15 protein-coding genes are annotated in these 24,123 nt (G+C 35.4%); 2 read left to right on the top strand and 13 right to left on the bottom strand.

Translation table 11 applies throughout. The annotated features are described in order from the left end of the window. Positions 1 to 176: 176 nt before the first annotated feature. Complete coding sequence (locus tag RM51_RS11350; protein ID WP_039369232.1) at positions 177 to 1,220, top strand: GntR family transcriptional regulator; 1,044 nt, start codon at positions 177 to 179, stop codon at positions 1,218 to 1,220. A 91-nt stretch (positions 1,221 to 1,311) separates the two neighbouring features. Next, positions 1,312 to 1,755: a nuclear transport factor 2 family protein gene (locus tag RM51_RS11345; protein ID WP_039369229.1), complete on the top strand. Its 444-nt coding sequence runs from the start codon at positions 1,312 to 1,314 to the stop codon at positions 1,753 to 1,755. A gap of 469 nt (positions 1,756 to 2,224) precedes the next feature. On the opposite strand, the gene RM51_RS11340 is transcribed toward RM51_RS11345, so the two are convergent. From RM51_RS11340 to RM51_RS11280, 13 genes are all read right to left on the bottom strand, one after another. Further along, on the bottom strand, positions 2,225 to 3,376 hold the full coding sequence (locus RM51_RS11340; protein WP_039369226.1) for an alpha-hydroxy acid oxidase: 1,152 nt from the start codon (positions 3,374 to 3,376) through the stop codon (positions 2,225 to 2,227). Positions 3,377 to 3,378: 2 nt separating this feature from the next. After that, positions 3,379 to 4,764 (bottom strand): FGGY-family carbohydrate kinase, encoded by a 1,386-nt coding sequence (locus RM51_RS11335; RefSeq protein ID WP_039369223.1) that lies wholly within the window; start codon positions 4,762 to 4,764, stop codon positions 3,379 to 3,381. A gap of 386 nt (positions 4,765 to 5,150) precedes the next feature. Beyond that, the gene (locus tag RM51_RS11330) at positions 5,151 to 6,431 is read right to left on the bottom strand and encodes a sugar isomerase (RefSeq protein WP_039369220.1); all 1,281 of its coding nucleotides are present in this window, start codon (positions 6,429 to 6,431) and stop codon (positions 5,151 to 5,153) included. 236 nt (positions 6,432 to 6,667) lie between these two features. Further along, positions 6,668 to 8,770: a bifunctional rhamnulose-1-phosphate aldolase/short-chain dehydrogenase gene (locus RM51_RS11325; protein WP_039369217.1), complete on the bottom strand. Its 2,103-nt coding sequence runs from the start codon at positions 8,768 to 8,770 to the stop codon at positions 6,668 to 6,670. A gap of 249 nt (positions 8,771 to 9,019) precedes the next feature. Then, a complete protein-coding gene (locus tag RM51_RS11320) occupies positions 9,020 to 11,080 on the bottom strand; it encodes a RagB/SusD family nutrient uptake outer membrane protein (protein ID WP_117590347.1) in 2,061 nt (686 codons plus the stop codon). Positions 11,081 to 11,090: 10 nt separating this feature from the next. Then, positions 11,091 to 14,141, bottom strand: a complete 3,051-nt coding sequence (locus tag RM51_RS11315) for a SusC/RagA family TonB-linked outer membrane protein (protein WP_039369211.1) — start codon at positions 14,139 to 14,141, stop codon at positions 11,091 to 11,093. A gap of 328 nt (positions 14,142 to 14,469) precedes the next feature. Further along, positions 14,470 to 14,784, bottom strand: coding sequence for an L-rhamnose mutarotase (gene rhaM / locus RM51_RS11310; RefSeq protein ID WP_039369208.1), 315 nt, complete (start codon positions 14,782 to 14,784; stop codon positions 14,470 to 14,472). A gap of 6 nt (positions 14,785 to 14,790) precedes the next feature. Beyond that, complete coding sequence (gene rhaT, locus RM51_RS11305; protein WP_039369204.1) at positions 14,791 to 15,879, bottom strand: L-rhamnose/proton symporter RhaT; 1,089 nt, start codon at positions 15,877 to 15,879, stop codon at positions 14,791 to 14,793. A gap of 447 nt (positions 15,880 to 16,326) precedes the next feature. Further along, positions 16,327 to 17,475 carry a glycoside hydrolase family 88/105 protein gene (locus tag RM51_RS11300; RefSeq protein WP_039369203.1) on the bottom strand — a complete coding sequence of 383 codons (1,149 nt, stop codon included), beginning with the start codon at positions 17,473 to 17,475 and terminating at the stop codon, positions 16,327 to 16,329. A 6-nt stretch (positions 17,476 to 17,481) separates the two neighbouring features. Beyond that, a complete protein-coding gene (locus RM51_RS11295; RefSeq protein WP_039369200.1) occupies positions 17,482 to 18,258 on the bottom strand; it encodes a rhamnogalacturonan acetylesterase in 777 nt (258 codons plus the stop codon). 3 nt (positions 18,259 to 18,261) lie between these two features. Beyond that, entirely contained in the window at positions 18,262 to 20,142 is a 1,881-nt protein-coding gene (locus RM51_RS11290; RefSeq protein WP_039369199.1) for a rhamnogalacturonan lyase, read from the bottom strand. Positions 20,143 to 20,463: 321 nt separating this feature from the next. Beyond that, a complete protein-coding gene (locus tag RM51_RS11285) occupies positions 20,464 to 21,261 on the bottom strand; it encodes a DUF4350 domain-containing protein (protein WP_039369197.1) in 798 nt (265 codons plus the stop codon). A gap of 8 nt (positions 21,262 to 21,269) precedes the next feature. After that, complete coding sequence (locus tag RM51_RS11280) at positions 21,270 to 24,044, bottom strand: glycosyl hydrolase (RefSeq protein ID WP_039369195.1); 2,775 nt, start codon at positions 24,042 to 24,044, stop codon at positions 21,270 to 21,272. Between the last annotated feature and the right edge of the window lie 79 nt (positions 24,045 to 24,123).

The following is a 24,123-nucleotide window of genomic DNA, read 5'->3' as shown; positions in this document are numbered from 1 at the left end:
TTTTCTCTTCAGTATACTCAATTCTTACATTAATTTCAGCTGAATAAAAGCATCTTTATTAATTTAACATAATTAAAGAATAACTTGTAAAAAATTCGTAACTTGTCTCCCATGATTGTAAGTCAAATTTTGGAGTTATTTCTTAATTTGACACTAATATCCCTTTATTTAAAGCCATGGCAGAAACATTCGAAATTTATATTAATGAACATTCCAGAGTTCCGAAATACAAACAAATTGTAGATTCGATTCTGAATGGCATTGATGGCGGAGAGATTCAGATCGGAGAAAAAATCCCTTCCATCAATGAGCTTAGTGAGTCCTGTTTTCTTTCAAGAGATACAGTAGAAAAGGCTTATAAAGAGCTTAGGAAAAGGCAAATCATCGAATCTGTAAAAGGCAAAGGATATTATATTTCACGGGTTAATAAAAACGACATCATCAATATCTTCTTTTTGATCAATAAGCCAAGTACTTATAAAATGATGATTTATAATTATTTCGTCAATGCAATCGGTACCAAAGGCAATGTAGAGATGTATATTTACCATTGTGACGAAACGCTTTTTATTAATTCTTTAAAGAAAAATCTTGGTGGTTTTGATTATTATGTCATCATGCCTCATTTCCGCGATGAACAGTCAAAACATACAAGTTCTACACAGGAAGTGATCGATATGATTGAAAAAATTCCTAAAAATAAATTGCTGGTACTGGATAATACCAAACCGAATATTTCAGGGGAATACGGCTCTATTTTCCAGGATTTTGAGCATGATATTTATGATGCTCTGAAAGAAGGTTTAGATAAGATCAAGAAATATGAAAAAATTATCTTGGTATATCCTAATAAATCAATTCACCCTTATCCTTTCCGTATTGTCCGTGGTTTTGAAAAGTTTTGTAAAGATTTTAAACTGGATTATGAAATTCTGGATGAAATCTATCCCGACATGGAATTGCAAAAGGATATTTTCATCACAATTCGTGAACGTGATCTGGTGAATCTGGTAAAACAAGTCAGACAAAACAATTTGAAATTAGGCGAAGACATCGGCATTATTTCTTACAATGAAACCCCATTAAAAGAATTGTTGGGAATTACTGTGATTACAACAGATTTCAAAGCGATGGGAGAATCTGCAGCGTATATGATTTTAAAAAATAAAAAAGAGTCTGTAAATAATGTATTTAAATTTATTCAGAGGGATTCTCTTTAAAATATAATTTCTTACTTAATTCATTCTAAAAGCGCAATCGATTGCATTAAAATACCCTAACAACAATACCTTTAAAACTATATATTCAATTATGATTAAAAAATTAATTTTTGCCATGAGCTTTATATTGGCAATAACTATTTCAGCACAGAAAATCAATGACAAAGATGCCGTGAATGCTGTTGCTGAAAAATTAAGGCTAGCCATGATCAGTGGAGAAAAATCTGAGCTAGAATCTTTAATTCTACCGGAATTAACTTATGGACATTCCGGAGGTCACATTGATGATGCAAAAGAATTTGTAGAAAAATTAGTGAGTAAAAAATCGGACTTTTTAACCATTGATATTACCAATCAAAATGTAAGTATTGTTGGAAATACAGCAATTGTTCGTCATCATTTTTATGCAACGACTGCTGATGCGGGAAAAGCTCCGAGTGATGTAACACTGGATATTTTATTGGTGTGGACGAAGGTGAAAAATGACTGGAAATTATTGGCGAGACAGGCTGTAAAATCAGAGAAAAAAAAGTAGTTATTCTATTTTATTATAAATTAAAATTCGCAGGGTTTTCTTTGCGAATTTTTTGTTGTTAAGATATTTAATTTTGAACCATTAAGATTTTTATTAAGAAGTTGAGAATATTAAGATGAGCTTCGCTTTAGGCAAAATACTTGTAAAAATCTATTTGATTTTCTTAATTACACTTAACAACTGAAATATTCTTAATGGTTTAAAAATATATTGTTATTTTTTTTGACGCAAAGATTTTACATTTCATTCAGAATATTTTGAGTGAGCAAAGAATGAAATCAATGAATTGATTTTTAAGAAGCGGGCTTCTTCAGCGACAAAGTTGCTTTACTTCACTCACTTAAATTGAGCTTTTTCAAAATTAAATCTTTGCGTTTAAAATTTGTTTTAGGTTTTGGCTAAAGCCAATTCAAGATGTTTTAAGAAAAAAACGGGCTAAAGCCCGTTTCTATTGAATATTTATTCTGTATTATTTTACTCTAAAATTTTGTAATTCTTCTGGCTTTTCACAGCACACCTGCTCCATTACCTGTCTGAACTGCATTTTAAGCATTTCAATGATGTGATCTCCCCCTTTGTCTCCTAAAGCTCCAACGGCATACATAAAAGTACGTCCCATAAAGGTAAACTCTGCGCCACAGCTCAAAGCACGGGCAACATCAGGACCGGTTCTTACGCCACTGTCCATCATAATTTTAATTTTGTCTTTATATTTTTCGCTGATTTCTTTTACAACGGCAATTGTAGATTCTCCAGCATCTAATTGTCTTCCCCCATGATTGGAAATTATCATTCCGTCGAAGCCTAAACGTACTGCTTCTTCGGCATCTTCATCGGAAGCAACTCCTTTAATGACCAACTTGCCTTTCCATTTATCACGGATTGCTTTGATTCGATCTGAATTTAATCTTCCTGAAAATGTAGAGTTCATGAATTGTCCCAATTGTTTTACGTTCATGTTTTTATCCATGTATTTTTCCATGGTTTTAAAACTCGGAACTCCATGTTTCAGCATTTCTAAACACCATTGAGGTTTTGCCAAAGCCTGAGAAACATTTCTGAAATTCAATTGGGGAGGCATTGCCAAACCGTTTCGGATTTCTTTTGCTCTATACCCGAAAGTTGGAACATCAGATAACACACACAATACATCATAACCGGAAGCTTCACAACGATCGAGAATATCGTCTCTCAACCACTCTTCTCTCGGATGATACAATTGATACCAAGCTTTTCCTTCAGTTAGTTCCGCAATCCTTTCGATACTGCTTGTCGTAACGGTACTTAAAATGAAAGGAATGTTATGTTTAAAAGCTGCTTTTGCTAAAATTTCAGGAGCATTTGGCCACATCAGACCTTGCAAACCAACAGGGGAAATTCCGAAGGGTGCTGAATATTTTACACCAAATAATTCGGTTTCCATGTTGGCTTCTGCATATGTATTATTCAAATAACGAGGACGAAGCAGAACATCTCTCAATTCGTTTGTATTTCTGTCTCTGTTGATGTTTTCGTTACAACCTCCATCCAGATATTCGAAGGCAAAACGAGGCATTCTTTTTTGAGCTCTTTCAATCAATAATTCAAGAGAAGCGTAACGGGTATCAAATGGAAATGACATAATTATAAATTAAGAATTAAAGGTTGAAGCACTTTCATCTGATAATGCTGCTGTAAAAAAGTATCGTCGATCTTCTTATTCGAAATCACCATAGAAGCTCCCAACGCAGAACCTAGCGGAGAATGCGTTGACATTACATGATAATCCTGAAAATGGTGAGACATCAGCTTCATAAATACATCATTATCGGTAAATCCTCCATCAATATAGATGGTTTTAATTTCTGAATTTCCAATCGCATTTTTAATGGTATGAATCTGTAAATCCATTAATTCGATCATTAATTGATGATAGGCTTCTTCAAAAGTAGCAAAAGAATTCAAATCTGTCTCACTGATCATTTTTCTTTTTAAAATAATGCCTTCAAAACGGAAATACACAGCTTTGTGCTTCATTAAACGAAGATACAACTCCTGATCGAACTGCACTTCTCTATGGAAACCGTATTCTTTACCATAATGAGCACACAGTTTTTCAACCTGAATTTTATATTCATTTCCCATGAAAAAACGAGATGCTTTTACTCGTTTCCCATCGATTCGCATATAATTCAGACAGTTGTTTTCGATATCTTCATCGGTTAAACTTTCATCATTAAACGGATTTAAAGAAATACTCCATGTTCCTGTTGAAAGCAATAAAAACGGTTCTTTTTTACTTAAAATATAAGGTAAAAGCGCAGAGGAACTGTCGTGAATTCCAACGCCTATTTTAATTTTTTTGTTTCTGTAAGAGGTATTGATACTTGCAGAAGTGGGTACAATCGGAGGTAATAAAGCATCGATCTCTTCTTCATACACCCAGTCGTGATAATCTGCTTTGTCGTAATCCCACAAATTGGTGTGGCAGCCTATGGAAGTAAATTCCGACACACAAATTCCGGTAAACAAATAGGATAAATACTGTGGCAAATGAAGACTGTAACGGATCTTTTTAAATACTTCCGGATGTTTGTATTTCAACCAGAACAATTGTAGTCCTGAGTTTAGCATTCCTGCCTGTGGAGAAGCGGTTTCACGAGCAATTTTCAGTTTACTTCCGTGTTTTTCGTAAAATAGATCCAGAATTTCCTGATCCATCGGTTTGGTGTAGTTGTACAAAGGAGTCAGAACATTTCCTTTTTGATCCAAATGCACGAAACTCGCTCCATACGTTGAGAAATTGATTGCTTTTACTTCAAAATTTTCATCATCCAGAATAGCATTAAAATTATCTTTAATCCAGTTCTGCAATGCGGCAAGGTCTTCTGTCGGATAGCCATCTTCATCCGTTGTGAGGGGCAGTTCGGTGTACTCACGAACGATTTCTTTATAATTTTTATCAAATAAAAAGAATTTTTTATTGGTCTTTCCAATATCAAATACGATGGTTACCTTTTTTTTAGACATTCTTGCGATGAATTAAATTGTATATGATGAAACGAAATAATTTTTTTCAGGTTTGGTTTTATCTGTTCTTTTATATTACAGGAAACAAAACAATCTCCTGCAAAAATTTTGTATGAATACTTTGTGTTTTTTTTATATTTTCAAGACATTTTGCTCAACCCTGTGTTAAGCTCAAAGTCTTTAAAGTTGGATAGTATTCAAGAACCATTAAGGAGTGTTCAGATATTAAAATCTATAAAGAAAAAATCCATAAATTTCCTAAGCTGCACTGCTTAAAATTCTAATAATCTAAACACTTTCAACCTTAATGATAAAAAAATAAGGATACATATAATTAAAAACTTTCGATTGCACCTGAAAGTTTAAATTATCAATTTTAAATAAGATTACAATCCTGTTGCTTTTACGTTCAGACCTCTCTCGGTAATTAAGTTTTCTCTTACCTTTAAGTTTCTGTACGCCGCAATCGGATCCAAGGCAGCGCCTGTCTGTAATCTTGCAGCTCTCAATAATGGACGAACATCTGTTCTATACGCATTTTGTAAAATCTCCTGCGCACGAACAACGTCATTATTCAATTGAGCATCTTTTAACGCTTTCTGATCTACTAAAAGAGCTTGTGTATAAGCAATTAAAATCGCTTCTAAAGACTGAATTAAATCTTCCAAAGGATCTTTGATATTGTGACTTGCATCGATCATCCAAGCCGGATACGGGTTTTGAGGATTGTTTTCAATTCCGTAAACCAATTCATTGAAAATTAAGAATAACGCATAAGGTTTGATAGAACCCACCGTCAAATCATCATCTCCATATTTACTGTCATTGAAATGGAAACCTCCCAATTTTCCTTTATACATCAAGGTTGCAACAATTTGCTCAATGTTTGAATTCGGCAAATGATGTCCTAAATCTACCAATGTATACGCTCTTTCACCGCAAGCATTAGCCAACATGAAAGACGTTCCCCAATCCTGGATGGTCGTTGAATAGAAATTAGGTTCGTAAGGTTTGTATTCGATGAATAATTTCCAGTCTTCAGGCATTCCTGCGTAGATCTCTTTTAAACTCTGCTCTGTTTTTGACAAAGCGTTCTGGAAATTCAATTGACCTGGGAAACTAGCTCCATCTGCCAACCAAACAGTCAAGCTTTTTGAATCTAATTCTTTTCCGATTCTGATCACTTCTTTATTATGTTCCACAGCATAAGCTCTAGAATCTTCATTTATTGAATTTAAAGAACCAAATTTATAGGAATGTTTTGCATTCGGCTGATCCTGAAATGTGTTAGAATTCATCGCATCAAAAACAAGTCCGTGAGAAGCCGCTTTTTCTTTGATTGCTTTCACATCACTCGGTATATCCCATGGAATATGCAGAGAAACTGCACCTGCAGAATGCGTTAAAGCATGAATTAATCCAACATCATCTAATTTTTGTTCTAAAGAAGAAGGTTCACCACCGTAAGAAAATCTTCCGAAACGTGTTCCTCCAGCTCCTAAAGCCCAACTCGGAATGGCTACCTGAAAATCTGCAATTTTATTAACGATTTCAGCAACATTTACTCCTGTTTTTGTTAGTTTATTTTGTAGAAAATCAAAATCTATATTAAAATTTTCAACTTCATTTTTATTGTACTGTTCAAGTATTCCTTTTTCTATAATCATGATTTGATTTTTTAAATTTTTAAACTGAAGATTGATTACAAACTAAAATTAATTTAAACCATTAAGATTTTTAAGTTTTTAAGGAGAATTAAGAGAAATAAATTTCTTAAGATCCATACTTAAATTTGCCAGCAAATCCTTAATCTTACTTAATTCCTAAAGTATTCTTAATGGTTTAATTTTATTTATTTTCAGCTTAAATTAATCAGCAATTTAATAATTATCTGTTTTACAATTTATCTTGGGAATGCATTTGCCATTCCACCATCTACATTGATGATGTTTCCTGTACTTTTATCTAAAATAGCCACACAAGCGAACACTCCGTTTGCGATGTCTTCAGGAAGAATAATTTCGTTTAATAGGTTTCTTTTTGCGTAAAATGCAGGTAATTCTTCAACAGAAATTCCGTTTGCTTTTGCTCTTCCTTCTGCCCAAGAACCTTCCCAAATTTTGCTTCCGACGATAACTCCGTCCGGGTTTACAACATTCACTCTAATTTTATCAGTCGCCAATTCAGCCGCCAATAATCTTGTCATGTGCTGTTGAGCAGCTTTTGCTGTTCCGTACGCTACGTTGTTTGGTCCTGCAACTAAACCGTTTTTACTTGCAATGTTTACGATATCCCCTCCTAAACCTTGTTTTTTAATGATCTCAACTCCGTTTTTAATCATCAGGAACTGTCCTTTTACCAGAACATCTTCTAATAAATCCCAATCTTTAGTAGTAGTATCTTCTAATGATTTGGAAATTGCCAAACCTGCAGAATGAACGATGATGTCTACTCCACCAAAAGCTAAAACCGTTTCTTTGAAAGCGTTTGCAATTGCCTGTTCGTTGGTTACATCACACGGAACACCTACAGCCTGATCTTTGCTGTATTTCGCCGTTACAGAATCCAAAGCTTCCTGATTTAAGTCTGTGAACACTACAACTGCACCTTCCTGAACCATTTTATCTGCAATTGCCTGTCCGATTCCACCTCCTGCTCCTGTTACCACAGCGATTTTTCTTGACAATGGTTTTTCTTTTGGCATTCTCTGAAGTTTTGCTTCTTCCAACAACCAGTATTCGATGTCGAATGCTTCCTGTCTTGGTAAAGACGTATATTCAGAAATAGCTTCCGCACCACGCATTACATTGATTGCATTTACGTAAAACTCACTTGCAACACGTGTTGTTTGTTTATCTTTTGAGAAACTGAACATTCCTACTCCCGGATAAATGATGATCACCGGATTGGGATCACGCATTGCAGGGCTGTTCGGATGTTTGCACGTTTCGTAATATTCTTTGTATTCTTCTCTGTATTGTTCGAAAAGAGGAGTCAGTTTTTCTAAAATTGCAGCTGAATCCGTTAAATCTTCATTTGGAGAAAGACTTAGAATCAACGGCTGAATTTTCGTTCTTAAAAAGTGATCAGGACATGAAGTTCCAAGTGGAGCTAAACGGTCTAAATCATTACTGTTGATGAATTCTAAAACAGTATCGCTGTCTGTAAAATGACCTACCATTCTGCTTTCTGAAGAAGCCAAACCACGCAATAAAGGCATAATCTGAGCTGCTTTTATTTTACGGTCAACCGGAGAAAGAGATTCAACTTTTTGTCCTCCGAAAACCTGTCCGTTCTCTTCAATTTTTTTAGCGATATATTCAGAAGCCATTTCAATAACTTCTAAACTATTGATATAGCATTCGTAAGAAGTATCTCCCCAGGTAAACAAACCGTGGCTTCCTAAGACGATTCCACGAATTCCCGGATTATCATTTAAACATTTTTCTAATTGTAATCCTAAATCGAACCCTGGACGTTGCCAAGGAACCCATCCCATTGTGTCTCCCCAGATTTCTTTTGTGATTTTCTCACTATCTTTTGCTGCCGCTACTGCGATTAAAGCATCCGGGTGAAGGTGATCGATATGTTTGAATGGAAGAAGTCCGTGAAGAGGAGTATCAATAGAAGGTGCTTTGCTATCTAAATCGAAAATACAGTGATTGAACAAACCAACCATTCTGTCTTCGTCAGCTAATCCTTGATAAACATTTTTTAAGTTTCGTAGTCTTTCTGTATACAAACCAGCGATTCCTTTTCTTGTTAAAGTTCCGATGTCACCCCCAGAACCTTTTACCCACATTACCTCAACATTTTCATTAGTTAACGGGTCTTTTTCGATGGTCTTGCAACTTGTATTTCCTCCTCCATAATTTGTGATTCTTAAATCAGCTCCCAAAATGTTTGAACGATATAAAAATAAAGCAACCTGATCGTCTCCTAAAGCCGCTGCCTTATTTTCATCCCATAGATAGTCTACGTATTTGAATGTTTTTACTTTTTCCATTGTTTGTCTTATATTTCTAAATTGTATTCCAAAATTAGATGGTAATATCCGTTACAGCATCCCGTACTATACTGGTAAATACTGAATTTAAAGATAAATTAACGTTTGATTTCACATCTTAATTCATCTATATATCAATCTTATTGGAATTATTATGATTCTTATTTTATGATTGGGTGGTTTTAAAAATTTAAACATTAAGAAAAATTACTTCTCTTAATGTTTAAATTATTTTTAAGTGTTTGTTTATTAATATCCAGGAAGCTGAGTCAGATTCGGATTATCCACCAATGGATGTCCTGCAGATGCAGATGCAAAAGGAAGTAATTCTGTTTTATTAGGTACAAATCCGTAGAAAAGACCTTCTCCTCCTCCTTCGATCCAGTTTGGATATGTTCCGCCGTTTTCTGCAGAACCTGTTGGTTTAGTATATATAATTGCTCCGACCTGAATTGCGTTGAAACCTCCTGTAAAGCCTACAGCCTTTCTTGCATTCCCGTTAAAAGTACTTGTATAAGCTTCAAACATTTTAGTAGGATACCATTTATCACCAGCAACTACCGTTTGTCCGTGTGCAGTAACTATGTTTGCCAAAGCGGTCTGATAGGCAGCGTAACCTGTAGAAGCTGTAGGAACATTTTGAACAATTGCAATTTCTGCCGGGCTTGTTATTTCAATGTATTTAAGTGCTAAGAACGGATCTCCATATACCTGTGCATTTTTTTCAAATTTATACAGACGTAAAGCAGGAGTATTTGCATAAGCTCCAGTTTTGTTTGATAAATTTTTCATTGCCAGTTTTGTAGCTTCAATTTCGCTGGCAATACGATTCATTCTGATTAAATCTGTACGAAGATTAAATTCACCTGCAAATTCCCATTTACGTTCCTGAACAATAGCATTTTCAAATGCCTGTTGACCAGTTGGAATTGCTAATGAGCCTATTCCCGCACGAGTTCTTACTTGTTGTAAAGCCGCTGTTGCCTGAGCCGTAGGTGCTCCATTTAAATAATTCTGAGTTTCTGCATACATTAATAAAACATCTGCATATCTAATAATCGGAATGTTTAGATTACGAGCATCCGCAGCCTGTGGAGCAACACCCCATCCCATTCTGAATTTACCTGGTAAGATACAAGAGAATGTAGTTCCTACATTCACCCAAGTATCTGTTGCTGCACCAGCGTTTAAGAAGTAAATACTGTATGAAGTACAAGAAACATCTCTACGCGTATCACCAGGATTAAATGACAGATAATAACTTGGTAAAATAAACTGTAATGCTTTACGTGAACCATATGTACCTCCACGAGACCCTTCCATAGCATAGACACCAAAGGATGAATTTGTGTTAGGTCCGTATTCCGCTATGTGCCAAAGTATTTCCGGATCACTTACTCCATATTTTCTTTGGCAGAAATTGAACCATAATGCTTCAAAACCACTTTTACCGCTTTGAGCCTGTACTAAACTGTTTGTACCTCCATTAATTACAGCCGCAGCTGCTGCATCTGCAATTTGATACAATTGCTGAACTCTTGCATTATCCGGACGACGAGACATTGTTCCTGCTGCTCCAGTATTAAGATCCCATCTTAGAGAGTAACCTGCTGCATACAAAGCAATTCTTGCTAACAAAGCATTACCTGATGCTTTTTTCAAACGCTCGTTTGTTCCGGTAGTTGGTAGATCATTTACTGATTCCTGCATATCAGCAATGATATGATCATAGATACCATCACGCGACGAACGTTTTGGATATAAAGTATTAGGATCATTAGGATCTGCCTCTACTAATGGGATCCAAACTGCAGGAACATCTCCATAAACTCGGATCAAATTATAGTAACAAAATGCACGGATGGCTTTTACTTCTGCTAATAATGCATTACGCCTTGCACTAACAGGCATTTTGCTTAAACCGCTAATTGCTATATTGGTTCTCTCTATTGATGCATACATTACTGAATAAACCCCTGTAAGTGTATAAGGTGTTTTTGCATCATAGAAGTAATTACAAATATTGTATTTAGAGTTGTTCGTTGTACCATCTTCCGCAGAGTGAACTACTGTATCACCCGCTCCTAATTGATAAAACATTTCTGTAGGAACTATACCTCTATAACATCCTTGGACAAAAAGATCTGCCGTATCTAAACTTTCAAATATCGATTGTGTATCAGATGTATTAGGGGATGGCTGGTCTAGAAAATCATTACTGCATGAGCTAACACTAAGTAACGTAATTAAAATAGCCGGAACTAGCAGTATTTTTTTTATTGAAGTACGTTTATTAAATATATTTTTCATGATCTGAATATTAAAAAGTTAAATTGATACCAAGAACATAGCTTCTTGAACGTGGATAGGAAGAACTATCATATCCAGGTGTTATTGCAACACCGCTTGCTGCCGCAACTTCAGGGTCATAACCAGAATAACCAGTAATCGTAGCTAAATTATTAACTGTGACATAAATACGTGCATTAGTTACTGAAATTTTATTTAAAAATTCTCTGTTCAAGCTATAACCAAGAGTTAACTGAGCAATTCTAAGATAAGACCCATCTTCCACATAATACGATGAAGGATATGTAATATTCGCAGTATTTGTATTGCTTAAGCTCCAAAGGCTTGAACCTTCATTAGGATTAAGTTCTTTTAATCTTGTCAAATTGGTAGTTGCTTGTCCTGTATTAGGATCAATCAAATGATAATAATTATTTCCAAATTCGGAAGCTGTATTCTGATACAATGCATATGGGCTCAAACTTTGTTTGGTAGCATTATAAACATCTCCACCAACGCTGAATTTCATAAATATTGCCAAATCAAAACCTTTGTAAGAAAAATTATTACTGATACCCCCAATAAAGTCAGGCGTACCATTTCCTATTTTCACTAATTTTCTAGTGAACTGATCTCCAGCTTCATTATCTGCAGCAAATTTCATATCTCCAGGTTTAGGAGTTCCTGTTGCCGGTTTTACAACGCCCGGTTTTAACGTCAATGTACCATTTGCAGCTTGAGTAAAATCATCGGTTGTGTAAATTCCCTGATAAACATAACCATACATATCTCCTAGCTGTTGTCCTACAGTGGCATAATAAGTTACCTGACCACCTCTGTTGCTTCCTACAGTGAATTGTCTGGAATCCCTTCCGCTATCAAGAGAAGTTACTTTAGACTTATTGAATCCGATATTAGCATCTGTCGTCCATCTGAATTTATCTGATTTTAAATTAACTGTGTTAAGGGTGAATTCATACCCCTTATTAGTCATGGTTCCAATATTCTGATATTGGTTTGAATACCCAGTATGAGCAGGAAGTACTGTTAGTAATAACATTTTGGTCACATCATTTTTATAATATTCTGATGTTAGTTTTATTCTATTATTGAAAAATGCTAAATCTATTCCAATATTAGTAGCTTTCATAGCTTCCCACTGAAGACTTTGATTACCATAAGTTGTGCTGGTTACTAATGCAGGGTTACCTATTGTATTATTCGAAGGATAGTCTGTAGATACTACATTGGTTCTCCACAGATTACTTGGAACATCATTATTTCCTGTTTCCCCGTATTCAATACGGAATTTCAAATCGTTGACAATATTATTAATCTTATGATCTTTCCAGAATCCTTCTTGAGATACACGCCAAGCAGCAGCTACAGAAGGGAAGTTCCCCCATCGGTAATCTTGATAAAATTTTGAAGTTCCGTCACGACGTATTGTAGCTGTCAATAGATAACGGTCATCATAATTATAGTTTACACGTCCAAAGTATGAAATCATCGTTACGGGCGTTGCCGGACTTACACTCTTGTCTTTTACAGTAGCATTATCAATTTGATTCAGTCCATAATTTGGTAACAATGGAAATTTGATAAGTGTTATGCTGTTACCTTCAGATGTTCCATATGTGGCTTCTGTACCGACAAGAGCAGTAATTTTATGTTTTTCCGCAAAAGTTTTATTATAAGTCACTGTATTAGTGATTTGATAACTATAAGACTCTCTGTTTCCAATACTTCCATTGATACCTGTGTTTACAGGATCTGTAAGATATGCTCTGGAATTCGCATCAGAAAATGAAGTGGATTTACTACTATTCCAAGTATATTGTCCTGCAGTTCTGAGTGTGAAATTTTTCAGAAAATCTATTTCTAAACCAACATTAGCCACAAAAGAGCGCGAACGGGCGTTACTTGTAGAAGCATTATTTTCTATATAAGGATTTTCCGTATCGTAATTTGAATCGAAAGCAGAGAAATCACCATAGGTTTGAGTATTATATAACTGATCTAATGTAAATTTGGTTCCACCATTGATTGGCTGTAGAAGCACTTTCTTCATTCCACCGTACGATCCTCCTCCATTTACAGATTGGGAAGTGAACATTGATCCAAAATCTACTCTTATTCCTTTATAAAGTTCAGATTTTATATTGGCACGCAAAGAGTTACGGGTTTCATCGTGATTCGCAAGAATACCTTGTTGCTTGTTATAATTATAACTGATGAATGCCTGGGTTTTCTCGCTACCCATGGAAATATTGAAGTTTTGATTTTGGGTCAAACCTGTACCGCCAAATACCTTTTCCTGCCAATCCAATGAAGGAGCGGATGCATAGCGGTTGTTAATCCTGCTATATACCCCTGTATAAAATCCCGGAGAATCTGTTCCCAAGCTGTTATCATAAACATTACTCCATTGCGCTGTTTTTCCTCCGAGTTGCGCTAGCTCATATTGATATTTTACATAATCTTCTGAGTTTGAAAGCATATCTAATTTCTTGGAAAGCATATCGAAACTCATAAAAGAGTTATAATTAAGCGTAATTTTTCCTTTTTTACCGCTTTTAGTTTTGATTACAATAATACCATTAGAACCACGCGAACCATAAATTGCAATGGCTGAAGCACCTTTTAATACATCAATACTTTCAATATCATTAGGATTGATAATATTCAAAGCATTATCCAATTGAAAACCATCTACAATGTATAATGGGTCTGTACCTTGAGTGATAGAAGCACCACCACGAATAGTTACGTTTGCTCCAGCTCCTGGGGCTCCACCTGATGTCACAATATTCAAACCAGCCGCTCTACCCTGTAAGGCTTGTAAAGCATTCATTGCCGGTGTAGCTGCCAAATCTTTTGCAGATACTGACGATGCAGATCCTGTTAAGTCTGATTTTTTCACTGTTCCATAACCAATCAACACTACTTCCTCAATATCCTTAGTTTTGTCTTTTTTTATGGTATCATTTACGGTTTTTTGTCCGAACATAAAACCTGATGCCAACAAAAACAGCGGTGCAATGAGCGGCTTAAAATTCTTAGGTTTAACTTTGATTAGCATATATTAATTTTTATTTACTTTTATTTACATTCCGAAAGTACATTGTTGCTCATGTTTTAGCATCCTGCAATATCCTGCATTATAAAATTCATAATTTTTCATAAAATTTTATATATTTTATCATTGAATTTTCAAAATATTATCAATTTAATTCTGAAAGAGCAGATATTTTTTAAAATTTTAAACTTTTCTAAAAGTATGATATTAATCATATTTTAACTAAATAATAACTAAAAGAGTTACTGAAGATCCAAAAAAGACGATCAAAAAAATGATCGTCTTCAATTGTCAATATAAATTCTAAAAAACACTAACTGACTATGATTTTTTATTTCATGTAAAATACTTCTCTTAAAGGGATACTTACAGGAGAACTATCTTCATTGGTTTTCATAATATCTTTCATATACTCCCACCATTTTTGCATGACAGGTTGAAATGGTAAATTCTGGTACTCTATTTCATTGTGGCAATCTAAAACACCATACAAAACCAAGGTTTCTTCATCTAAAAAAATAGAATAATTAGCAATTCCTGAGTCTTTCAAAAGATTTGTAAGCTCCGGCCATATCTCATCATGCCGTTTTTTATATTCGGCTTCAAAACCTTTATTGAGGAACATTTTAAATGCAATTCTTTCCATGATATATTATCGCAAAGAGTTTCCGTATCCTACAATTAATATAGAAACAAACATTACGATCATCCCAATTACAATAGTGGAAATGGTCTTTTTAGAAACTCCTTTCCATTCTTTGATGACAACGCCCCATAAATTAGCAATCAAAATGATAAATGCCATGTGTAAAATCCATGAACTTGGACCATTCCCCATTTTACTTTCTCCCATTCCGTAGAAGAAAAACTGTAAAAACCACATGGTTCCTGCTAATGCACAAAAGATAATATTAGCTAAAACAGGGACATTCTTTTTCTTATAATCTGTGTAAGATTTATTTTTAAATGAAAGGTAAAGGCAACCAATCAGGTTTGTCGCCATTCCGCCCCAAAGTACAACAACATAGGTAACGTTATTTTGAAAAAGGAATTCACCCTGTCCCGGATTCGCAACTTTCCATAGATCATTAGCAATAATTGCCATAGGCTTTCCTGCTTCCAGTCCAAAATTAAAACAAGCACTTAGCACACCCGAAATAATGGAAACTAATAAACCTAATCCAAATTTATATTCTGTTTTTACTTCCGTTCCATGAGGATCTAAAGAATCGGTCTGCAATTCTTTTTCTTTCATCATTCCCGCTTTTCCACTGATGATAATTCCTACCACACAAACCAAAAGTCCTAATAAGACAAACTGTCCCCATGAATTGGAAAACATTAAACCTATATTGTCTTTTCCTTCTTGAGGAGAAAATTCGTAATAAATAGAAGGAACGAGCGAGCCAAATATCATGCAAAGTCCCAAAATAATGCTGCTTCCCAAGGCAACGCCCAAATATCGAACGCCCAAACCATATGTGAAGCCTCCAATTCCCCATAAAGCACCAAATAAGAACGTTAATCCTAATATTGAAGAGCTTTCATTCTGGATGATTTCCCAAAAGTTTGGAATCGTCATAAAAGCAGCCAGCGGCGGAACAATAATCCAGGAAACAATTCCTCCGATCAACCAATAGGTTTCCCAAGACCAACCTTTTACTTTTTTATAGGGTAAATAAAAACTCCCCGACGAAAATCCTCCTAAAAAATGGAAAAAAACTCCTAATAATGCGTTCATACTTTTGTCTTATGATTGAATTTGAAAATTAATACTATGGAATCGATTGCGCATCTTGTAGTGTCATGCACAAGATTTTATTATTTTCTTTTCGGTAATAAAACTAAGATTTTTTATTAATTCCGTTAATTTTAAGTAAACATTGAAGAATTTAAATATTCACAGATATATTAATATAAAGATTCTCAATTTGATACACGTTTATTAAAATAAACAAAAAGGTCCAATACATCCACTTTTCAGGAGATGATATTATTAAACTTTTTCACCATTTTATAGACTTAGACTCATAAAATTAAGCTTTAGAAATAAAATCATTACACAAAAAATAAGGCTTCAACCAAAATCTTTGTTTAATTTTAGTCAAAGCCTTATCAATAGACCTAATTTACTAATCAGATTAGAATTAACTTATCCTGTTAATAATTAAAATTGAAAGCGTTTAATTTATTTTAATTTATAAACCTCGCTTGCCGCAAGTAATAAACATCCTAATCCATAATCTTCAAAATCCGGAACTTTATCAATGGCTAAAGGTTGACCGTCTTTCGGTTCTTTTCCTGTTCCCTGAACCCATCCTAAAAATCCGTTTGGCTGAACAGAGTCTTTTACAATCGCATTCCAAGCTTTGATCACAACGGGTAAATATGTTTTTTTATCGATTAGCCCTTTGTTCATTCCATAAGACATTCCGTATACAAACAAAGCGGTTCCCGTCATTTCTTTTCCACCGAAATTTGTAGGATCATGAAGACTTACATTCCAAAAACCATCTTCTCTCTGAAGAGAAGGCAATGTGGATAACAGATCTTTATAATCCTGTAAGTATTCTTTGTAGTGAGGATCAGATTTTGGCGTATCATCCAAGGTACGTGCTAAAGCTGCCACTACCCAACCGTTACCACGACTCCAATAGCAGTCTTCCCCATTCGGTTCTTTGTAAGGAGGAACAAAGCTCTTATCTCTCCACCACAATTTATCTTTTGCATTATACAGACCATTTCCGCCATGTTTGTATTTTGTATAGGCATACATTTCGTAGTTTCTGTCAAAATACTTCTGATCTCCTGTGATTCTTCCCAGTTTCGTAAAAATAGGCATCGACATTTGCAAAGCATCAATCCACCACCAATCATCAACCTGTTTAGTGGCAATCATACTGTCCATCGAAGCTTTTACCGCTTTAATTCTTTCAGGATTTTTTTTACCATCAATCTCATAAAGATCAATATAAGTCTGTCCGCAAGCCTGATGATCTGCATTTCGGGTATACGTTCCGCGCATCAAATCCCAGTTGTGTTTCTGTGACCAATCCATCGCGTAATTATAGTATTCCTTTTTAGGATCTACTTTGTATAAAGCGATTAAACCTTCATAATAAACCGCACGTGTCCAAAGATTACTTGGCCATACTTTTTTTCCTACAATCTCTTTTCCCGGATCGGGCCATTTGTTCATAAAATAACGATTGGCACGTTCTGCAACTTCCAGAACTTCTTTTTTGTTGGGAAGAGCTGTTTTTTGTTTTTGTGCTGAACAGGAAGAAAATCCCCCGATCATCAGTGCAAAAAAGCTTGCCGTTAATAGTTTCCTCATAATATTTTATTTTATATATTTTTTCAGTTCACAATTTTTCAATTGTTTGATTCCTTTTGTTACTAATTCTGCATTTAATATTGCTCCTTCTCTATTGGTATGGGTATGATCTTTTGGAAAGAATACTTTCACTTTCTCCGGTCCCATTTTCTGATATTTTTCAATAACCATTTCATTCAGATCGATAAAATAAGCTCCGGTCTGCTCTGCAACTTCATGAGCCCAAACTCCATATTTGTCTTGTTGAATTTTACCATTTTTATCAAAATCATTCCTCGGAATAGGGGAAACAATGATTGGTATTGCTCCTTTTTCTTTGGCCTCATTTGCATATTTTCTCATGTAATAGCCATACGTATACACGGTTTCATTCACTTTTCGGATCGGATTATAAATATCTTTTGATTCTTCTCCGATTCCTTTAATCGTTCCTCTCGCTCTCAACGTATCTGCCAATTCACCCCCATCATTGTGGCCAAACTGCATCAAAACATAATCTCCTTTTTTAATGGTTTTCATAATGGAATCCCATCTCCCTTCTGTTAAAAAAGTACGGCTGCTTCTTCCGCCTTTTGCATGATTTTGGATTTCAATTTTATTGGTATTTAAATATACATCCATAAAACTTCCCCATCCCCAAAGTGAATCCGCCCCTTTTCCGGAACCGTTCTGCACCGTAGAATCTCCGATTATGTACAGCACTGGTTTATCCTGGAGCTTTTGAAAGGAAACTCCTAAAAATACAACCAACAGCACAAACGGAATGATAATTTTAATTTTCATAAGTTATTTTTTAGGATTTACTGTATAAATATTTAGCTTTGGAATTTCTTTTACTGATTCATCCAGATAATAGTCTGTATGCGGAGGCTGATTATAGCCTACATTTTGCCATACAATGCTCAATCTGTATTGAGGATTATGCATCAGCGTATACAGTCTGTGTTTGGTCGGAATAGTAGAACTGAAAATTCTAAGCTCCTGGTTATCGGCTGTTCTGTAAATTAGTTCTTCACGCCAGTCTCCGAAAAGATCTGCCACTAAAGACGGGTTTTTCTTTGTTCCGTTATTAGATTCACATTTAAAATCTTTTGCATCAAATACAACATCCGATTTTGCATTTTTCCAGTCCCATTTTGAAACCACAGTTCCGTCCAAAATCTCGCTTAAAAAATCTCCGTCCCAGTAGATTCCCATATTACAGGCTGGAGTTTTTTCTCCGATTTTATTTCCTTTGGCGTCGTAAAGTCCTTTCACGCCTGCTCCTGCTGCCCAACATTCAGAACCTTCGTAACGGGGATCTATATTTAATGATAATCCTCTTCCAGGACCTTGAAATTTACTTTTCGAACTGTATTCCAAAGAAGGTAATTTCCACAGCACTTTTCCTGTTTTGGCATCCCTGAAATGCGCTCCTGCATCATCAAATCTTTCCTGAATATCAAAAATTTCCAATCCGGGATTTGACGGATCAAGATCTCCTACGTGCAATGCATCACCGTGACCATATCCTGTACTGTTCAGTACTTTACCGCCATCATCAACTGTCATGGCTCCGAAAATAATTTCATCTTTTCCGTCATTATCTACATCTGCAATGCTCAGATTATGATTTCCCTGTCCTCTGTATTTTTTATTTTCTTCTGAGCTTTCGGTATCAAACAACCAACGAAGACTGAGTTTTTTATTTTTATAATCCCAAGCTGCAATAGCCGTTCTCGTATAATATCCTCTGGACATCACAATGCTCGGCGTTTTTCCATCCAGATAAGCAACAGCTCCTAAAAATCGGTCGATACGGTTTCCTTTTGCATCACCCCATGTTTCGGTCATTTGTTCATTAGTCGGATTTAAGCTGCCTGCAAATCTCGGAACTTCATAATTCACAGTATTGATTTCTGCTCCGGTTTCCCCATCAAAAACAGTCAGATATTCCGGTCCCGAAAGGATAAACCCGTTTTCATTAACGTAGTTCTTGGTTGGATCTCCTATATATTTTCCTTTTCCATCTTTGCTTCCATCGGCTGTTTTCATTACAATTTCGGCTTTCCCGTCCTGATCCAGATCATAGACTAAAAACTGGGTGTAATGGGCTCCTTCTCTTATATTTTTGCCTAAATTAATTTCCCATAAAAATGTTCCATTCATTTTATAAGCCTGAATAATCGGCTCATCAGTTATTCCTTTTTGGCTGTTATCGTGTGACATTCCAGTCTGATGAATAATGATTTCATATTCTCCATCACCATCCAGATCCGCCACGGAAGCATCATTGGGTGAATATCCTGCAGGTGTTTTTAAAGGAATTGAAAAATAAGGTTTCTGATTAGCAACATATTCCGCAACATCCTGATCTATCCATAGATCATTCGTATTTGATTTGACGAAATACGTATAGCTTTTGCCTTTATCCACAGTTTTATCTAAAAAATTAGTTTCATTAAGCAAAGGCTTTTCGTTCAGCTTTTTAGTCTTATTATTTTCTGTACGGTACAGATCGAACTGAGTATTCTGCGGTTCTGTACCCAGCAATCGCCAACTCACAAAAACGCCTGAATTTGCAGGAACAGCCACGATTCCTCTTTTCAGATGCTCCATTTGTCTTTGGGCAGAAAAAGCCTGTGAAAGAAAAATGGCAGAGGTAATGAAGATATATTTGACTTTCATAATTCTAATTTTCAATTTTTGTGAGCATAATGACTTTTATTTTTCATTTTTATTATCTGTTCTTTTTGTCTTGAAACAAAAGAACCAAAAATTCAAGACTTGGAAACTCAGCTAAAATTTTAAATAAATTCCTAAAATTTCCAAACTCGGGCGGAAAGACGATTGGATTGTCCAATACCATTTTTTGCCGCCACTCAAACACTGGAAATTTCTTAACGGAATTTCCTTAAAATTTTTTAACGCTTCCGTTTCCTATGTCATCATAAAATGTAACCAATTGAATTGCAATCATTCAATTTCAATCGATTGCACATTTGTAATTTATTTAACCTGCTTCAACAGCCATTTTACCCATTCTTCAGTTCCCTGATAATTGGTGAAATCTGCAGGCAGTTTTTTACCGTCAATATATTCATTGTAGCACCAAGGATCTCCTAATGCGAAAACAGTTCCTTTGCCCACTTTTGCGATTGCTCCGATATTTTTACCTTCTGCAGTCAGGATAGCTTTTGCAGGTGATTTCACATTTATTGAGCTTACTTCTTTCATGTATAGTTTTTGCTCAGAGAAAACTTCATTTCCGGCAGGAACCATCACTTTTCCCTGTTCAAATTCTCTTTTCTGAACACGGTTGTAACTGTCATCATTAAAATGAATCCCAAATTCTCCGGCCAGTTTATTGAAATGTTCAAACTCAGAATTACCGTTATCATTGCTCATTAAAACCAAAACGCCTCCTTTTTTCACCCAGTTAACAAGGTTTTTGATAGAATTGGCGTCGATCAGATTTGCTTTTCCTCCATACGCTTCCTTATCAATATCCGCATCAACGATGATGTAGATGTGGGCTTTTTTTAAATCATTTTTTGATGGAGCGGTCGTCAAAGTACTGATTTCTGCACCTTGTTTTTGAAAGATCTCACCTAGCAAAGAAAACCCTCCGTTGGTAGTATCATTCCAGGTATAATGCCAGGATTCCAGTGCTTTAGTTTCTTTATTTTCTCTTTTTTCATTGTTGAAAAAATTGTCTAAAACAACTTTCGGTTTGTTCTGCGCGTTGGAAAAACCAAATGCCAGTAAGCTTCCTAATGCGAATATTTTTACTATTTTATTTTTCATTTTACATGTTATTTTGAATAATATACAGGAATCAATTGAATTTCGCCATCTAAACCAGAAGGCTGTACTTTCCAGTCAGAGGCATCGAAAGGTTTATAATCAATATTTACAAAATTGATTTCATGATAATTCCGCCATTCGATTTTATGCTGGTCCATATAACGGATTCTGTTAGCCATCAAATTAGATACTTCGATCTGAATGGTATTTTTTCCTTTTTTCAAATATTTTCCTATGTTGATTTCAAACGGAAGACTCCACACAATTCCAGCATCCTGTCCGTTGACTACTACTTTTGCACTTTCGTACAATTTATCAAATTTTAAAACAAAATCATCTGCTTTATTACTTTTTAGGTTAAATGAAGTCGTATACACTCCGGTCCCGGAGAAACTCTGTGTTGGAGCATCTTCCGTGAAATTTGTCCACGGTTGAAGCGCACTCAGCGTTCTGGATTTTGGAAGTTCAGGACCACCTTCTTTAAAAGTCAGTTGCCAAGGTTGATTGAATACAACCGGAACATCAGTCTTTTCAACATATTTCCATTTTGAAATAGAATTATCAGAGGTTTCTGAAGCTTTTATAATTAAAGATTCACCTGATTTCAGTTGAACTTTAACTGAATTACTCTTCATTTCAGCAATTCCAAATTCACCATTTACAGGATTCATTAGCGCAACTTGTTTTCCAATGAAATTCAAAGGAATATTCTGATTAATTTCTTTCGAAGTGTGATTGACTACGTAATAATATTTTCCTCCATCAAACTGTCTTCTTACAAATTTCAATCCGGTGTCGGTTAACTTTTCTCTTTCAATTTTTAAATATTCCAGACCTTTTTCTACATCAGAGCTTAAAATAATCTTGCCTTTTCCGAATACTGCTGTTTTTAAATTTCCATTTTGCTGAAAAGAAATTTGATTCCATAAAGATTGTGATTCACTTCTTCTTTTTTCCATCTCAAAAAATCCGGGTACTTCTTTCGGCTCAGACTGAAAAATCACTGAAGCTCCGTTCTGAGCCAGATTCAGAATACTTTTTAAAGTAGACTCAGGAAGATATTTAGATTGTGGAATAATTAAAACCTTATAAGAGCCTCCGTTTTCTGAAACCTGAATAGTCTGATTTTCAGACTTCGCCTCATCAATCATTTTATCTGAAACCATATCCAGAGAATAACCGGATTTTCCTAATTTTTCAAGGTTTTCATAAAATACGGTCGGATGCAGCCACTTTTCAATATTATGAATTTTGAAAGCCATATCTTTTCCTTTCGGACTCGCCCATTGGTCATAAACCGGCCAGTACATCAGGATTTCATTATCAGATTTACCGCTTTGTAAAACGGCTTGTGTACGTTCAATATAAGAATTCAACCCTTTGATATTAGGCCATAAACTGTTTTCGGGAACGAAATTGGTCGAGGCATAAAACAACCAGCCCGGAAACTGAACATCAGCTGGAGTATACGTTGTTCCGTGGTAGAAAATATGATTGATTCCTGATAGGAAAATCTGTTCTGCTTCAGGTTTTACCTGTGACCAAGACGTTTTGAAATGCTCTGTCAACCATGTAAAAGATTCATTGGAAATCAAAGGTTTTCCTGTAATGTTTGCTGCTGAAGAGGCAAATTTCAGCATATTGATATCAGGAACTTCTTTTGTATTGATGTCTTCAACATTTCTTTTCAACCCCTGAATATCGAATTTTGTGCTTCCAAAAGTTTCGGATTCCGGAATGTCAACTGCTGCATACAGATCTAATAAATTCCCCGGTGAACCGTGTGCCTGATTGGTATTTTTTGAATTTTTGGAATGTGCCCAGTTTGTAAAATTATCCGTGAAATTATGTAAAATCAGTTCACTCATGGTTTCACGGTAATCTGATTTTATTCTTCCTGTTATCTCATTTTCCTCATCACTCACCAGATATTTGATGTACGGACTCAGATCATATCCTCTTCTCTTTTTAAATTCATCTTTAAAATCGGCAGTCCAGTCGGCATTATAAACTTCATAGCTGTCATTGAAGAAAGAACGGACACCATAATTCGAATTTCCAAAGGCTGTATCGAAAGTTTTCAGATAATCCTTCGTTGCATCGGGAGAGAAATGATCTAATGTGAAACCTTCTCCACCCGGAGCGGCACGTTTTACTTTTTGCAGTGTTTTACCCACAAAAACAGCATAAATGGTCCATTTTCCTGCACCTGGCTTCCAATTAAGTGAACCGTCATCAGAAATTTTATCGGTTACAACAACCGCCTCATTTTTTTCATTATATGCGGTTACAATATCAAGTTTTATTGTTTTTAAATTCTTCTGTTTTTCATCTTTCAGTACAATTTTCTCTGAAAATTTTTCATTCGGCTGAATGGTGTAAGTCTGAACGATCATTTTCGTTGCAGCATCCTGCTCATTGACCTGCGGTCCTCCAATTGGCCAGCCTGTTCCGATCGCCATATCAACTCCCATATTCAGGCTTTTTGCTTTATTTGTCGTAAACTGAAGCATTTTCATCCATTCCGGAGAAAGATAATTGAGGTATCGGTTTTCAAAGCCTTTTGCACCATAAATAGGGACAATTTCAACGCCTCCAAAACCTGCTTTTGAAAGGGTGGTCAATTGCTTATCCAGCCCTTTTTCATCAACAGCGCTTCCCATCCACCACCAACGCGTCCACGGTTGAGCGGTATTGGTTGCTTTAGGCCAAGGATTTTGCGCGGAGAGATTTCCGAAAGCAAAACAGAGAACGCTTAGTTTGAGTATATTTTTAATTTTCATTTTTCAACTTTAAATTTAACCACAAAAAACACAAAAGTTTTTAAACACATTAGATATTTTAAGAAAATGATTCGACTGT

The sequence above is a fragment of the Chryseobacterium taiwanense genome (assembly GCF_000813825.1).
In the GTDB taxonomy this organism is placed as follows: Bacteria; Bacteroidota; Bacteroidia; order Flavobacteriales; family Weeksellaceae; genus Chryseobacterium; species Chryseobacterium taiwanense.
The sequence above is the reverse complement of the archived record's forward strand: the minus strand, read 5'-3'. Positions and strand labels throughout refer to the sequence as shown.

What these genes read in the sequence shown, in the direction of transcription:
- RM51_RS11350 (WP_039369232.1), top strand. Translation starts at nt 177, where the DNA reads ATGGCAGAAACATTCGAAATTTATATTAATGAACATTCCAGAGTTCCG.
- RM51_RS11345 (WP_039369229.1), top strand. Translation starts at nt 1,312, where the DNA reads ATGATTAAAAAATTAATTTTTGCCATGAGCTTTATATTGGCAATAACT.
- RM51_RS11340 (WP_039369226.1), bottom strand. Translation starts at nt 3,376, where the DNA reads ATGTCATTTCCATTTGATACCCGTTACGCTTCTCTTGAATTATTGATT.
- RM51_RS11335 (WP_039369223.1), bottom strand. Translation starts at nt 4,764, where the DNA reads ATGTCTAAAAAAAAGGTAACCATCGTATTTGATATTGGAAAGACCAAT.
- RM51_RS11330 (WP_039369220.1), bottom strand. Translation starts at nt 6,431, where the DNA reads ATGATTATAGAAAAAGGAATACTTGAACAGTACAATAAAAATGAAGTT.
- RM51_RS11325 (WP_039369217.1), bottom strand. Translation starts at nt 8,770, where the DNA reads ATGGAAAAAGTAAAAACATTCAAATACGTAGACTATCTATGGGATGAA.
- RM51_RS11320 (WP_117590347.1), bottom strand. Translation starts at nt 11,080, where the DNA reads ATGAAAAATATATTTAATAAACGTACTTCAATAAAAAAAATACTGCTA.
- RM51_RS11315 (WP_039369211.1), bottom strand. Translation starts at nt 14,141, where the DNA reads ATGCTAATCAAAGTTAAACCTAAGAATTTTAAGCCGCTCATTGCACCG.
- rhaM (WP_039369208.1), bottom strand. Translation starts at nt 14,784, where the DNA reads ATGGAAAGAATTGCATTTAAAATGTTCCTCAATAAAGGTTTTGAAGCC.
- rhaT (WP_039369204.1), bottom strand. Translation starts at nt 15,879, where the DNA reads ATGAACGCATTATTAGGAGTTTTTTTCCATTTTTTAGGAGGATTTTCG.
- RM51_RS11300 (WP_039369203.1), bottom strand. Translation starts at nt 17,475, where the DNA reads ATGAGGAAACTATTAACGGCAAGCTTTTTTGCACTGATGATCGGGGGA.
- RM51_RS11295 (WP_039369200.1), bottom strand. Translation starts at nt 18,258, where the DNA reads ATGAAAATTAAAATTATCATTCCGTTTGTGCTGTTGGTTGTATTTTTA.
- RM51_RS11290 (WP_039369199.1), bottom strand. Translation starts at nt 20,142, where the DNA reads ATGAAAGTCAAATATATCTTCATTACCTCTGCCATTTTTCTTTCACAG.
- RM51_RS11285 (WP_039369197.1), bottom strand. Translation starts at nt 21,261, where the DNA reads ATGAAAAATAAAATAGTAAAAATATTCGCATTAGGAAGCTTACTGGCA.
- RM51_RS11280 (WP_039369195.1), bottom strand. Translation starts at nt 24,044, where the DNA reads ATGAAAATTAAAAATATACTCAAACTAAGCGTTCTCTGTTTTGCTTTC.